We start from the raw sequence: 14,177 nt of genomic DNA, 5'->3' as shown, positions 1-14,177 counted from the left end.
CGAGCTTTACGGAAACCTTCCGATAAACGCTAATTAGCAAACCGCTATTTTCCGCCCGTTTGTAATGAAAACCTCTAGATGGGCAAATTTTACTTGGCAGAAAACATACCTTTTTATCAGGTGGGGCTGATGTATTAGCAGCAGGTGAATTAAAAATCAGAGGGGGTAATATTGTTGGTATTAATAATTTGTCAGGACACTACAAGCCTAATTTAAATGTTTCCAGTAATTAATCTAACATAGAATTTCTCAGGAATAGTTAGATGTTGAAAAGTACGTTCAAATAACTTGATAACATCTTGATATTTAATAGAATACGTTATCAAATGATTAACGTTCCTGACTGGGTCGCTTTTCTGGATGATCAGGGAGTAGCCCTGAAAAGTTTGCACGAATCAATTGATACAGCGACATCAACGGGTAAGTTAGTCTTCCATCTGTTTGGCGCACTGGCTGAGTTCGAGCGAAATTTGATTCAGGAGTGAACCATGACGGGCTTATCAGCAGCTCGGGCGCGCGGCCAGCTAGGAGGTCGCCCCAAACTTCTGAATTCGGATAAACAACAGTTGGCTGTTGACCTCTACCAAGCGAAGAAAACCTCCATCAAGAAAATCTGCGAAATGCTGGCCATCAGTAAACCAACAATGTATGCCTATGTGAGAGCTAGCCAGAGAAGTAGTTCACAAAAGCTTGATCCTTGATGGAACATTTCGTACGAATGTGGGCAGTCCCCCAATGATGGAAAATTATAGATTGCTGTGAAAATCAATCAAAAAAGAGGTTATCCTTTTGGGACAGCCTCTTTTATCTGAAAAAACTATTGCTTTGTATGTGAATAATGTATTTTTTTTACAAAATTTACATTACTTAGTATCAAAATCATTGTTATTTAAACAAGGTAACTGTTTAGATACTCATTTTATTTATAAAGTACAATTTAATCACTATTTTTTGGTTAGAATAGTACAATTTTTAGCCACAACAAGCCTTAAAAACTCAAAAAATGCTATGTTTTTCAGGTGATTGGCTAAAGATAATAATATTAACTTGTTGACTATCAGTACTTTAAATTTTTATAGGGTATCTAAACAATTACTAAACAAGATGGGAGGAAAGTAATATGGGAAACACTGCAAAAAAGAAAATACAAGGTATTATTGAACGCAGGCGAAACAACGTTGGAGGGATGTATGGTGGACTATCAGCCAAGGACAGCTTTACGGGTAATGCAAAGGCAAAGGGGTTATCTCCATTAGATTTGCAGGGGTGGGCTAAAGGAGCATCACTAGCTGCTCCTTTCAATGAAAATTATCTAAAAAGTAGAGAGGATGTGTGGAAATTAAGAGCTTTTTTCCCGTCTATTAAAGATGAGATGTTTCCTGCTTTAAATAATCACTATATCGAATTTTTATTTTCAGAAGCTGATTTTAAGTTTTATTTAGATAAAGAGAAACAGTTCCTTTTTATCAATGAAGAAGACAATGATATAGCCTATTTTGGGAAGCTACATTCTATATCAGCATTAGAAGCGTTAAAGAGATACGGGTTAGCTACTTTAGAGAAAGCAAAGGAAAGAGGCAGAACTAAAATAAAAACGAATGAGTGATTTTTCGAAAAAAGAGCTGGAACAATTAAAAAATGCTATTAGGAGAATGGAGCCATCGGCTTTACCCTTTGAAAGAATTAAATTCAGTAGAGTTTTAGAGGAAGGAGAAGCTGATATTGAGCCTTTTATCTCTTCTTTTTTTTTACCTAGTAAACAAGATTATCCCTCATGTCGTGTTCCAATTTCTATAGGAAATCTTAAAGAAGCTATTAGAGATGATGATAAGGCGATTGCAGAGTATAAATATATCTGGGTCATTGACTACGATGGATTTAGAATGATTTTAGACAAAACACCAAATCCTAATGCTAGACGAGGAAATGTTTGTCATACAAATCTTACGGGAGGTAAATCTGCTCTAATGGGAGGGGAACTTTGGGTTGACAGTAACCAAACAGTTTATATCAATTTCCTTTCAGGGCGTTATGGTAGGGGTAGTACTAATGAACAAAAAAAGGGGGCTATTGAGTACTTTGAAGTTTATTACGGTAGTTCCTTAGAAATATGTTACTGACATCTATCTCTGATATGTCAATGCGCAATTAATAACCTTTTAAATCGTACTAATTTAAAAGATTATTAATTGCGTAAAATTATTCGCCCCCTTATTTAATCCTTTTCCACCGTTGACGTTACTGATTTTATCAGTAACGTTAGCAGATCAGTAGCTGGGGGTACTGATTATTGTTGAGTGAATTATTCTACAACAGCCACAGGGCGGTAATATTCTTTTTCTTGCTTTTTTCCAGAGGTCGTTTGTACAAGGCTACCATTCTTGATAATACAAATATATGTTTTACATTTTACAAACATCCGTTTGTAAAATGTAAAACATATATTTGTATTATGGGTTTTATTAGTAACTAGCCAAAGAATTACTCTAAGTGTTTTTGACCTGTATTCATTACTCATTCGGCTTTAAAATAGGGTACTTTGAAAGCTGGTATAAGTTTTCGGTACAAGTTATTAAGCAAAATACAATAGCATAGCCTCCAATCTAAACTAGATTCGAAAAGTCTCATTTTTGTAAACAATTCAGAATCAAAGCAAATGGATAAAGAATTCCCTTAGTGTAATTCTTTGTCCATTTACTAAAAAAAACTATTATCAACTGTTAAACATATAATGGAACATTACTTCACACACAAAAAATATGTAGCTTACTATAGAGTGTCTACTCAACGACAGGGTGCCAGCGGCCTTGGCCTGAGTGCACAGCGAACAAGTGTTAATACTTATATTAAGAACAGAGGAGAAATCTTAGCTGAATTTACCGATATTGAATCAGGTAGCAAAAATAACCGACCTGAATTAATAAAAGCGATTGCCTATAGTAAAGCAAAAGGGGGGATTTTACTTATTGCCAAACTCGACCGTTTGACTCGAAATATTGCTTTTATTTTCACACTTCGTGATTCTGGCGTAGAGTTTGTCTGTGCTGATATGCCGGATGCTAATACACTTACCATTGGGGTCATGGCTACAATGGCTCAACATGAGCGTGAAGTTATCAGTGATCGTACTCGAAAGGCACTGGCTGAAAAAAAGAGAGCCGGTTTTACATTAGGAAAACCGGAAAATCTTACCTCACTGGCAGTACAAAAAGGGTTGGCGATTCGACAGCAAAATGCACGTGATCATGAAAATAATCGCCGGGCTGCTGCATTTGCACGTTCACTGCGGGCGGCCGGTGAAAGCTGGAGCGGAATTGCAGCAGTACTGAACGAATATGGGTTTCGCACTCGTCGTGGAAAGAAATTCCAAGCAGTTCAGGTACAGCGTATTATAACACTTTTTGAATAATTGACAAATTAATCATTTGATTACATACATGCCGTCATCAAATGATTTTTATGTTGAAGATAATATCAAAGTGTACCACAATAAATAGGGTTTAAATCGGTACACTTGGCAAAAAAGCGGGCAAAACTGCTGTTATGATTAGTTTTGATGTTCGATAACACTGAAATTTGTCCTGAGAATTATAATTTCGAAATGTTTTTGCCTGACTGAGAATATACCTGCTTCGGCAGTTTGATTAAATATAATGTAAGAAATGAATGCAGTTGAGATTGAAGAAGCTATTTCATTGTTAGCAGAACAGCCTTTTGTTTCTGCTGAATTCCCATATGTGTTCTTAGAAGCTTTTGGTAATAAAGAAACAACCATTAAACGTTTAAAGACTGGAAATAATAACAAATCAGATATAGAAGGCGGTGTTCTACAGCAAAATAACATCCATATTGCAGTTTGTGAAGAAGGTAAGGTTCAGGAAACTTACGATTTGCTCAGAAAAAGCCCTTCAACCACCAGAGCAAAAGCTAAGTTTGTTTTGGCTACGGATGGAATAGATTTTCAGGCAGAAGATATTAACAGTGGGGAAACAGTTATTTGTAAATATTCGGACTTTCATAATCACTTCGGCTTCTTTCTACCATTGGCAGGTATTAGCACAATTAAACAAATCCGTGAAAATGCCTTTGATATTAAAGCCACAAGCCGCCTGAATAAACTTTACATCGAGTTGCTGCGCCATAACCCAGAATGGGCAACGGCAGAACGCAGCCATGATATGAATCACTTCCTGGCGCGGTTAATTTTCTGTTTTTTTGCTGAAGATACAAATATCTTTAAAGACGACAGGCTTTTTACGGCAACTGTACAGCAAATGAGTGCCGGCGATGCCTCTGATACACATGATGTGATCAGCGAAATCTTTCGGGCGATGGACACTAAACTGCATCAACGCGCTGAAAAAAAAATCAAGAATTGGGCAAATAGTTTTCCCTATGTAAACGGAGACTTATTTTCCGGCTCTACCGAATGCCCTAAATTCACTAAAATTGCCCGTTCTTACTTGCTGCATGTAGGAAATCTAGATTGGAAAAAAATTAATCCGGATATTTTCGGCTCAATGATTCAGGCAGTAGCAGATGTGGAGGAACGCAGCGAATTAGGAATGCACTACACATCGGTTCCAAATATCCTGAAAGTATTGAATCCGCTCTTTCTTGATGATTTGCGGGAGCAGTTGAACGAAGCCGGTGACAATCCCCGAAAGTTACTAAACCTACGCAAACGTATTGCCCGCATCCGTGTATTTGATCCCGCTTGCGGCTCTGGTAACTTTCTCGTTATTGCCTATAAACAATTGCGGGAAATTGAGGCGGAGATCAACAGACGCCGAGGTGAGAGTGACCGTGCCAGCGAAATCCCTCTCACTAACTTTCGTGGAATAGAGCTCCGGGATTTCTCCTGTGAAATTGCCCGCCTCGCCCTCATTATCGCTGAATATCAGTGTGATGTGCTTTACCGGGGTCAGAAACTGGCAATTGCCGAATTCCTTCCGCTAAGTAACCAAAACTGGATTATTTGTGGTAATGCCCTTCGGCTGGATTGGCCAAGTCTGATGGACGTAGGAGGCACTGGTGTAAAGCTATACAGTAATGACCTATTCTCGACCCCACTACATCAAACAGAAATTGATTTTGAGAATGCAGGTGGTGAAACCTATATCTGCGGAAACCCACCATATTATGGATCTACCTGGCAAACGAAAGAGCAAAAAGCTGATCTTGAGACCGTATTTAAGCACCTAACCCCAACGTGGAAGTCGTTGGATTATGTCGCGGGCTGGTTTATGAAAGCAGCTGAATATGGTAAGTATACTAAGGTAACCTCGGCATTTGTGTCTACCAATTCAATTTGTCAGGGACAACAGGTACCTATTCTCTGGCCGCTAATTTTCAAAACTGGCCATGAAATTGCATTTGCCCATACCTCTTTCAAATGGAATAATCTGGCCAGTCATAATGCCGGTGTCACTGTGGTAATTGTAGGTATATCAAATCATGCAAGTAAAATCCGTCGCTTGTTTTCTATTGATGAGAAAGGTGGAACGATTGAAAAAAAAGTCAACAATATCAATGCTTATCTAACTGCGGCAGAAAATATAATTGTTAGTAAAATAACTAAGCCAATTTGTGAAATTGCTGAAATGAAATTTGGGAATAAGCCTGTAGATGGTGGAAATCTGCTTCTATCTAGGAATGAAGTAAATGACCTACAGCTTTCAAAAGAACAGAAAACAAAGTTTATTCGTCGCATTTACGGATCTGCTGAATTTATACGAGGCATAGAGCGGTATGTTTTATGGGTTGAAGATGAAAATTTAGCTGAAGCATTAGGTATTGATTCGCTATCTAAACGTATAAAAGCTGTTAGAGAAGTGCGCCTGAATAGCCCGGATAAAAGTGCAAAAGAAATGTCAATGCGTTCTCACCAAATGAGAGAGATGAACATTGGTTATAACCATACTATTGTCGTACCCGCAGTTTCATCAGAAGAAAGGAACTGGTTTCAAATAGGTCTAATTGACAGAAACTCTACAATTACAAACAGAAACTTTGGCTTATATGATGCACCATTGTGGAATTTTGCTATTTTATCATCCCGTTTCCACTTGGTATGGATTGATACCATATGCGGTAAACTAAGGACAGACTTTAATTATTCTAACACTCTTGGGTGGAACACTTTTCCCGTACCGACACTTACCGAAAAAAATAAGAAGGATCTAACAGCCTGTGCCGAAGAAATCTTAATTGCCCGCGAGCGGCATTTTCCAGCCACCATTGCTGAGTTGTATGACACAGAGAAAATGCCTGAAGATTTACGAAGGGCCCTTGAACGCAATGATGAAGTGCTGGAACGTATCTACATTGGCCGTCGATTTAAAAATGACACGGAACGCATGGAAAAACTTTTCGACCTTTATACTCAAATGACTGCCAAAGTGAAATCTGTATGATTGAAAACAAAGCTGTACCGTCCGTTACTGTTAATTATAAAAGCACCGGAAGCTCTACCCACTCAAACGAGCTTGGGATGCGCGCTATGCAGGAACGCGCTTATGAAAAGCGTGGCGAGCAATATTTGTTGATCAAATCCCCTCCTGCTTCCGGCAAAAGCCGTGCTTTAATGTTTATCGCCCTTGATAAGCTGAATAATCAGGGAATTAAGCAAGCTATTATAGCCGTCCCTGAAAAGTCCATTGGAGCAAGCTTTACCGACGAACCGCTTTCAAATTACGGTTATTATTATGATTGGAAGGTGGAGCCAAAATGGAATCTTTGTAACGCGCCCGGTGAGGATGGCAGTAAAGTCAATGCTGTTAGAACTTTTTTGGGTAGTGATGATAAAATCTTAATCTGTACGCATTCGACGTTTCGTTTCGCAGTGGAGCGGCTGGGAATTGAGGCTTTTGACGATCGGATGATCGCAATTGATGAATTTCACCATGTTAGTGCGGATGGAGATAATGTTCTCGGTTCACAACTCAGGCAATTCGTAGCACGGGACAAGGTACATATCGTAGCTATGACCGGCTCTTATTTCCGTGGGGATGCAACTCCCGTCTTAATGCCTGACGATGAAGCTAAATTCGATACCGTTACATACACATATTATGAGCAACTCAACGGTTATCAATATCTGAAGACGCTGAACATTGGTTATTACTTCTACAGTGGGGCGTATGCGGATGAGATATTAAGTGTCCTTAATCCTGATGAAAAAACGATCATTCACATACCGAACGTTAATTCACGAGAGAGTATGGGTGATAAGATTAAAGAAGTGGAACATATCATTGAGGCGCTGGGAGATTGGCGGGGTATTGACCCTCAAACCGGCTTTCATTTGGTTAAAACCTCCGGAGGAAAGACATTACGTATTGCTGATCTGGTAGATGATGATGCGGCAAAGCGCAATAAAGTATCTGCGGCATTAAAACTATCTGAGGTCAAATATAACCGTGATTATGTGGACATTATTATAGCACTTGGCATGGCTAAAGAAGGATTTGACTGGATATGGTGTGAACATGCGCTCACCGTGGGTTATCGTTCCAGCCTGACTGAAATTGTACAGATTATCGGCCGCGCCACACGCGATGCCCCCAATAAAACCCACGCCCGTTTTACTAACTTGATCGCAGAACCGGATGCATCGGAAGAGGCTGTTACTGACGCCGTCAATGATACGCTTAAAGCAATATCGGCAAGTTTATTGATGGAACAGGTACTGACACCAAGATTCAACTTTACTCCGAAGAATGTACAAAGCGCGCCAGTTGAAGGATTCGATTATGGGGTAAGCGGTTATAATCCAGACAGAGAAAATGTTGGATTCAATGAGGATACCGGACAATATCAAATTGAAATCAAAGGACTTTCTATGCCCCAAAGCAAGAACGCACAGCGCATTTGCAAAGAAGATTTGAACGAAGTTATCGCGGCTTTTGTACAGGATAAACAAACCATTGAACGTGGCTTATTTGACGAAGAAGTAGTACCACAAGAGCTGACTCAGGTCCGAATGGGAAAAATCATCAAAGATAAATATCCAGAACTGGATGAAGAAGACCTAGAAGCTATACGACAGCATGCCATTGCTGCGCTTAATTTCACGCAAAAGGCAAAAGAGACACTGAACAACGACAGTGAATTAAGCAGTCGAGGTAATACAGCTCTAATTGATGGCATACGCAAGTTTACTATGGATGTGCGGGAGCTGGATGTAGACTGGATAGACAGCATAAATCCATTCAGCGAAGCCTATTCCATTTTATCGAAAGCTATGACAGAGCACAGTTTAAAAACTATGGCAGCGGTCATTTCAGCCAAAAAACCAAATTTGTCATTGGAGGAGGCACGGGATTTAGCGAGGCGGGCTTTAAAATTTAAAAATGAACGGGGCCGGTTACCGGATATTAAGTCCGGTGATCCATGGGAGCAGCGTATGGCACAAGGTATTGCCTTTCTTGCACGTTTAAAAGCTGAAAAAGCAAATGGCTAAAAAAGATAATTTCACAGAAGAAGATGATGCCCTTTTGGCAGAACTCGGTATCGAAATAGAGGCCAAGGCATCGGGTAAGTACACTGTACGGGAAGAACGAATCATTGCCGGTTTTGAAGAAATTCAAAAGTTTGTGGAGAAGCAAGGTCGCTTACCAGAACATGGCGAAAACAGAGATATTTTTGAAAGACTGTACGCTGTCAGGCTTGACCGAATTCGTAATCAGCAAGAATGCCAGGAACTTCTGAAGGACTTGGATTATCAACAACTTTTAGATGATGGATATAAACCGACATTAAAGGTTCCGGATGACATGGATGATGATGAATTGCTTGAGCAACTGGGCGTGGAAGAAAATGAAGAAAGTTCCATCACAAAGCTAAAACATGTAAAGCCGCGCGCAGAAAAGAAGGCCGCGGAAGAAATTGCTAACCGTACTCGCTGTGAGGATTTTGAGCGATTTAAACCACTGTTTGAGGCATTAAAGAAAGATATTGATACGGGGTACAGAAACACGATCTGGTTTAGAAAAGATGCGGGCTTTTCCAAAACAACACTTAAAAAAGGACAGTTTATTATCATAGGCGGGCAAATTTCATACATAGAAGAAATTGGTGAAACATTTAAAGCACCTAATGGAGACGACGATGCCCGTCTGCGGGTTATTTATGCAAATGGTACGGAAAGTAATATTTTATTAAGATCACTAGTTCGTGCAATGTATAAGGATGAAACGAGCAGGTTTATATCTGACCCTAATTTCGGACCGCTTTTCTCAGGGGAAAACAGCGAAGATGACCTTGAAAGCGGTACAATTTATGTACTCCGCAGTCTCTCTGATCATCCATTGGTGAAAGAAAACAGGAGCATCGTTCATAAAATTGGGGTCACAGGCGGTGATATAAAGAAACGAATTTCTGGTGCTAAATATGATCCTACTTTTTTAATGGCTGATGTTGAAGTTATAGCTACGTATAAACTGGCTAACATAAATCGCATAAAACTTGAAAAAGTCATTCATAAATTTTTCGGTACAGCAAAATTGGATATTGAAGTAAACGATCGCTTTGATAGACCGGTAAAAGCGCAGGAATGGTTTTTGACTCCACTTTTTATCATTGATGAAGTTGTAGAAAAAATAAAAGAAGGTATAATAAGCGATTATTATTATGACCCAACTTCTGTAGGACTTAAGAAATATCAGAATTGATCCCAGATGTAGGGCTACTCTTGTTCTGGTAAAACTACCCAAAGTACGTAATATCGGGGGCAAATAGCCCTATTTTCGTTCTAAATTTACAACTAAATTCAGTTCTAAATTTGGTTGTAAATTACCCTATATTTGGTTTGCTGAAATAAACCTTGATTAGTTGTAGAAATAGTTGTAGATTTACAACTGAATTTACAACTTAATATAAAGGGTAACACTATGATTTACACCGTAGGAGGCATCAAAGGCGGAAGTGGTAAGACAACCATAGCGACCAACTTAGCTGTTTTCTTGGCCAATCAAGGCCGAGATGTGATTTTAGTCGATGCTGATGACCAAGAATCTGCCACAGATTTTTCAGCTTTTCGGCATCAAGCCAAAAACGGTGACCTTGGTTATACAGCCGTTAAAATCACAGGAAAAGAACTTAATGCAAACGTATTGCGACTGGCCAGTAAATGCGATGATATTGTGATTGATACAGGCGGGCGCGATACTGTCAGCCAACGTTCTGCTTTGTCAGTAACAGATATTTACCTTGTTCCTTTTGCGCCCCGCTCCCTTGATATTTGGACTTTACGCAAAGTTGAAAATCTGGTTTCAGAAATTGCCCCCTTCAATACTAAGATACGTTGCCTCTCTTTCATTAATAAAGCTGATGCACGGGGAAGCTACAAAGAAGAAGCTTCTGACCTGTTGAAAGATTCCAGTGTTCTCACTTTCCTCGATTGCTCTATCGGTAATCGTATCTCATTTGCCAATGCTGCTGCTTCTGGCTTGGGGGTTATAGAATTAAAGCCCATAGATGAAAAGGCAATTTATGAATTGTCTGAATTATATTTAGGTATTCATAAAGCATTGAAAAACAATCAACAAGAAACATTATCAACAACTTAATTTACAACTATATTCAGTTGTAAATCTACAACTTAAATGAGTTCAGATTATGAGTAAGAAGAAGACACCAACATTGGCAATGCCCCCTGTTACAGAATATCAACAACCCGCGCACAAGGGAATTGATTTTTCTGACCCTAAGTTGCAACACATGATAGACAAAGGATTGGATGTCTATCCTTCGCAGCCCGTGACAAAGCCAGATAAACTTAAATCATTCACTTTTAAGATATATGAAAGTGAGTTGGAAATTATCCGTGAGATACAGGCACGTTTACCCAAACGCGACCGTATCTCTATCCATGATTTTGTGGTTGATGCTGTAAAGGATAAAATCACAAAAGAACAAAAAAGGAGCAACCAGATTTAGTTGTGTTTTTACAACTGTTTTTAGTTGTAAAAATAGACTAGAAAACCTTTTATACCAACTTGTTTTGTTATATGGTCGTTTATGACAGATTTAAAAGAAATTGCAGAGAGCAATCGCCCAAAGCCAGGGCGAAAAACCTCTAAACCGAAACTGGTAAAAACCCTTCAAGAGGTCAGCTTGGCATTACCATTGGCCGACGAAGTGGTTTACCAACACGCATTACTTTGCCAAGTGGCTTTGCCTGCCAGCGACCCCAAAGCGAACCGCTATTGGAGCGTTGAAAATGGCCGCAGCAGTTTGATTATCCAAGCGGGTATTGTCAAAGACCAACGCACCAAGAAACTGATTGAAGTTGGCTTACCTTATGGTGTGACAGCCCGCTTATTATTTATCAATTTGGTATCAGAAATTCTGAAAAACAAGAAGAAATATCAGCAAACAGGTGAACGCATCATTTCACTTGAAAAAAGTATGTCCGCGTTCATTAAGCGTTTAGGGTTGCCAGTTACCAAGCACTATATCAACAACGTGAAAGAGCAAATTTTAAGAATGTCACGCGCTCAATTTACATTTATTGTGACTGCCGAAGGCGTACCACACGATGGCTATTCCGATATTAAACTATTTGATAAACACGATCTCTGGTATCCTGAATCCGCTGACCAGTTGGGCTTTTGGCCGTCATTTGTTGAGCCAACGGCCAAGTTTACCGAGTTTGTTATTAATCATGCTGTACCTCTTGATGAAAGGGCAGTGGCCAGCTTATCAGAAGGCACGTTGACCCTTGATATTTACGCTTGGTTGGCGCATCGCTTATGCCGTGTCAATAAAGAAACCCCAGAATTTGTAGATTGGAAATCATTGTATGAAATCTATGGCAAGGGCTATGCCAAGACAAACAAGTTCAAAGAAAAATTCCGTGAAGCTCTCCATAAAGTGTTACACGCTTACCCAAGAGCGGCCAATTCAGTAACAGAGGGTATTTGCGTTGTTAAAAATGGTAACAAGCAGTCAGGCCGCTACTCAGGTTTTTGGCTTGAATATACCCCGCCGCCAGTACCTCATAGTAGCGATTATAAGCCCCAGCTTGAAGGCAAAAAGAAGCACGTGATTGATATTAAGCCTGTTAAAGGCAAAAGAAGCCGCGCACAGGTCGAAGCGACTGTCTATCGCCCGCCCAGTGAGGCAGACATTCTGAAAATGAGCCGTGAGGAGTTGGATAAACTCCCCAAAATCAATGAAAAGAAGAAAAAGTAAGTTACTTTGGTTGCAATTTTACAACCAAAATCAGTTGTGAATCTACAACTAAAAATGTACGTAAAGTTTGTCACGCCCCATATCCAAAAAGTACGTAATATCGGGGGCAATTTCTGAAAGAGCATTTTAGGCTATCACCCTGTTTTTATTGGATTGCCTGTTTTGCAAAGCACGTAATATTGGGGGCAGTTTTGGGTAAAATGATCGTTTAAAATACATATTGTTGGCTGTGTGGAAAAAGGTGGCGTTTTGAAGGTTATCTACGTAATATTGGGGGCAAAACATACGTAATATTGGGGGCAAAGTGGCACGTAATATCGGGGGCAGAATCCTATATATAATATAAACTATAAAAAACCTATAAACTTCCTCTCAAATGTGAAAAACTCAAATCAGTGAAAAAACAAAGGATATGACTTGGGAAGGAAAAAAAGGAGGGGGTTTAGAGCAACTATGATTTTAATTTTATCTACCCTTGCATTTTTCTTTTCTCCAGTGGGTTCAAAACCTGCCGTTGTGTTTTATCATTCAACCTGCTAATTTGCTTGGTATGACCCCTACTAAATATCAAAAATTACGTGAGGCTGCTAAAGCCGTTAGCATTGAAGCAATTTTGGCTGCCGTGGGGCATAGCCCTGCCAAAAATAGTACAAACGGCGATGTTTGGTACAACAGCCCCTTTCGGGAAGATTCAAGCCCCAGTTTTCATGTTTTAAATCGGACAAATCAGTGGTTTGACTTTGGTGAAGGGATGGAACGGCCAGCCGATAGCATTACCCTTGCCATGAAGCTCACAGGAAAACCGTTTACAGAGGCTTGTGAGTGGCTTGTCGGGCTTTCGGGTAGGGTGGTAGCCGCCCCCCCAATTCAGCGCACTCCACGGGCTGCTATTGGCCAAATGGAGGCATCTAAACAGGCGACCAATGACAACCTTGCCGAGAGCGGTCATATTTTGGAGACTGTTTACGAATTTTCGACATGGACGGGCAGGGGGCGCAATCGAGAATTCACCGCCCAAGCCCGCTATTTAGCCAACCGAGGATTAAAACCCGAGATTTGCTCCCCTTATGTGGCCACCATCAAATTTTCACCTGCTCATAAGAAAACTGCTAAATGGTACGCTGTGGGTTTTCCCAATAACGGCGGCGGCTATGAAGTTCGCGCCCAATTCGGCCAAACCCATTTTAAATCCTGTGTCGGTCCACGTGACATCACCACTATTTTTGCCCAGGTATCAAAGTCCGAACCCCCGCCAACTCGTCTGCACGTGTTTGAGGGGTTTCCTGATTTTTTGACGTTTTTACATCTTAAACCCGATATAGCCCCCAAGCGTGAAAACTTTTTGATTTTGAACGGCACGGGAATGATCACCCGCGCTTTGTCAGTGATTGAAGCGGGAATTGGCGAGTATGGTACCAAGTTTAATCCGCTGATTTTGTGGACACAAAATGATGCCGCAGGGGAAATATTGACTAACCATTTCTTGAAGAAAGGGACTGCTCTAGGGATGAGTGTTAATAGTATGAACTACTTTTACGCGAATTATAAAGATTTAAACGAACAGTGGCAATCCAACCAAGGCAAAAAGCTTATCAATCGCATCACGCCTTAGTTTAAATCAAACAGAATTATAGGCTTAAAAGTAATCATTTTAAAGACTTAAAATAGAGTAAGATATTTTATAGATAAACCAAAAATCGGTAGCTCAAATTGGTTTATCTATACGTCGGTTCTGCAAAATACCCCCTCCAAAACGCTAGAATCGCCGTTTTTTCAATATGGATCCTTCTAAATGGTGACGAGTACAAGGCGTTTTATGGCCGATATTCGACATATTTTTTGAGCTAAAAATTAGCCATTTTTTTACAAATTTTCGTATTTGTATACAAGCCTATACTGGTAATGGCTGCAACTCCCGATTCGGGCCAAAAGTAAGATAGATCAGAAGCCAAAGGTTAGAAGGCTTTTAATAAATTAAG

13 protein-coding genes are annotated in these 14,177 nt (G+C 40.0%); all 13 read left to right on the top strand.

Going from position 1 to position 14,177, the window contains the following annotated elements; translation table 11 throughout:
* Positions 1–86 precede the first annotated feature (86 nt).
* The 13 genes from AC23P2_RS30600 to AC23P2_RS30540 all read left to right on the top strand — a co-directional run bounded on the left by AC23P2_RS30600 (position 87) and on the right by AC23P2_RS30540 (position 13,810).
* Positions 87–233, top strand: a complete 147-nt coding sequence (locus AC23P2_RS30600; RefSeq protein ID WP_487776712.1) for a hypothetical protein — start codon at positions 87–89, stop codon at positions 231–233.
* A gap of 93 nt (positions 234–326) precedes the next feature.
* Positions 327–485, top strand: coding sequence for a recombinase family protein (locus AC23P2_RS30595; RefSeq protein WP_487776711.1), 159 nt, complete (start codon positions 327–329; stop codon positions 483–485).
* Positions 486–488: 3 nt separating this feature from the next.
* Entirely contained in the window at positions 489–701 is a 213-nt protein-coding gene (locus tag AC23P2_RS30590; protein ID WP_487776710.1) for a helix-turn-helix domain-containing protein, read from the top strand.
* A gap of 419 nt (positions 702–1,120) precedes the next feature.
* Positions 1,121–1,606 carry a hypothetical protein gene (locus AC23P2_RS30585; RefSeq protein WP_487776709.1) on the top strand — a complete coding sequence of 162 codons (486 nt, stop codon included), beginning with the start codon at positions 1,121–1,123 and terminating at the stop codon, positions 1,604–1,606.
* Entirely contained in the window at positions 1,599–2,120 is a 522-nt protein-coding gene (locus tag AC23P2_RS30580) for a hypothetical protein (protein ID WP_487776708.1), read from the top strand. Before AC23P2_RS30585 ends, AC23P2_RS30580 begins: the two co-directional genes overlap by 8 nt.
* Before the next feature lie 611 nt (positions 2,121–2,731).
* Positions 2,732–3,409, top strand: a complete 678-nt coding sequence (locus AC23P2_RS30575; RefSeq protein ID WP_487776707.1) for a recombinase family protein — start codon at positions 2,732–2,734, stop codon at positions 3,407–3,409.
* A gap of 253 nt (positions 3,410–3,662) precedes the next feature.
* The gene (locus AC23P2_RS30570) at positions 3,663–6,416 is read left to right on the top strand and encodes a class I SAM-dependent DNA methyltransferase (protein ID WP_487776706.1); all 2,754 of its coding nucleotides are present in this window, start codon (positions 3,663–3,665) and stop codon (positions 6,414–6,416) included.
* A complete protein-coding gene (locus AC23P2_RS30565; RefSeq protein ID WP_487776705.1) occupies positions 6,413–8,464 on the top strand; it encodes a DEAD/DEAH box helicase in 2,052 nt (683 codons plus the stop codon). Before AC23P2_RS30570 ends, AC23P2_RS30565 begins: the two co-directional genes overlap by 4 nt.
* Positions 8,457–9,674 (top strand): GIY-YIG nuclease family protein, encoded by a 1,218-nt coding sequence (locus AC23P2_RS30560; RefSeq protein WP_487776704.1) that lies wholly within the window; start codon positions 8,457–8,459, stop codon positions 9,672–9,674. The genes AC23P2_RS30565 and AC23P2_RS30560 overlap by 8 nt, the downstream gene beginning before the upstream one ends.
* Positions 9,675–9,893: 219 nt before the next feature.
* Entirely contained in the window at positions 9,894–10,571 is a 678-nt protein-coding gene (locus AC23P2_RS30555; protein WP_487776703.1) for a nucleotide-binding protein, read from the top strand.
* A 49-nt stretch (positions 10,572–10,620) separates the two neighbouring features.
* Complete coding sequence (locus AC23P2_RS30550) at positions 10,621–10,941, top strand: hypothetical protein (protein WP_487776702.1); 321 nt, start codon at positions 10,621–10,623, stop codon at positions 10,939–10,941.
* Positions 10,942–11,022: 81 nt separating this feature from the next.
* The gene (locus tag AC23P2_RS30545) at positions 11,023–12,198 is read left to right on the top strand and encodes a replication protein RepA (protein ID WP_487776701.1); all 1,176 of its coding nucleotides are present in this window, start codon (positions 11,023–11,025) and stop codon (positions 12,196–12,198) included.
* 550 nt (positions 12,199–12,748) lie between these two features.
* Positions 12,749–13,810, top strand: a complete 1,062-nt coding sequence (locus tag AC23P2_RS30540) for a toprim domain-containing protein (protein ID WP_487776700.1) — start codon at positions 12,749–12,751, stop codon at positions 13,808–13,810.
* The last annotated feature ends 367 nt before the right edge of the window (positions 13,811–14,177 follow it).

This window comes from Runella sp. R0.1_18, assembly GCF_057652155.1.
The sequence above is the reverse complement of the archived record's forward strand: the minus strand, read 5'-3'. Positions and strand labels throughout refer to the sequence as shown.

What these genes read in the sequence shown, in the direction of transcription:
- AC23P2_RS30595 (WP_487776711.1), top strand. Translation starts at nt 327, where the DNA reads ATGATTAACGTTCCTGACTGGGTCGCTTTTCTGGATGATCAGGGAGTA.
- AC23P2_RS30590 (WP_487776710.1), top strand. Translation starts at nt 489, where the DNA reads ATGACGGGCTTATCAGCAGCTCGGGCGCGCGGCCAGCTAGGAGGTCGC.
- AC23P2_RS30580 (WP_487776708.1), top strand. Translation starts at nt 1,599, where the DNA reads ATGAGTGATTTTTCGAAAAAAGAGCTGGAACAATTAAAAAATGCTATT.
- AC23P2_RS30570 (WP_487776706.1), top strand. Translation starts at nt 3,663, where the DNA reads ATGAATGCAGTTGAGATTGAAGAAGCTATTTCATTGTTAGCAGAACAG.
- AC23P2_RS30585 (WP_487776709.1), top strand. Translation starts at nt 1,121, where the DNA reads ATGGGAAACACTGCAAAAAAGAAAATACAAGGTATTATTGAACGCAGG.
- AC23P2_RS30550 (WP_487776702.1), top strand. Translation starts at nt 10,621, where the DNA reads ATGAGTAAGAAGAAGACACCAACATTGGCAATGCCCCCTGTTACAGAA.
- AC23P2_RS30560 (WP_487776704.1), top strand. Translation starts at nt 8,457, where the DNA reads ATGGCTAAAAAAGATAATTTCACAGAAGAAGATGATGCCCTTTTGGCA.
- AC23P2_RS30540 (WP_487776700.1), top strand. Translation starts at nt 12,749, where the DNA reads ATGACCCCTACTAAATATCAAAAATTACGTGAGGCTGCTAAAGCCGTT.
- AC23P2_RS30555 (WP_487776703.1), top strand. Translation starts at nt 9,894, where the DNA reads ATGATTTACACCGTAGGAGGCATCAAAGGCGGAAGTGGTAAGACAACC.
- AC23P2_RS30545 (WP_487776701.1), top strand. Translation starts at nt 11,023, where the DNA reads ATGACAGATTTAAAAGAAATTGCAGAGAGCAATCGCCCAAAGCCAGGG.
- AC23P2_RS30575 (WP_487776707.1), top strand. Translation starts at nt 2,732, where the DNA reads ATGGAACATTACTTCACACACAAAAAATATGTAGCTTACTATAGAGTG.
- AC23P2_RS30565 (WP_487776705.1), top strand. Translation starts at nt 6,413, where the DNA reads ATGATTGAAAACAAAGCTGTACCGTCCGTTACTGTTAATTATAAAAGC.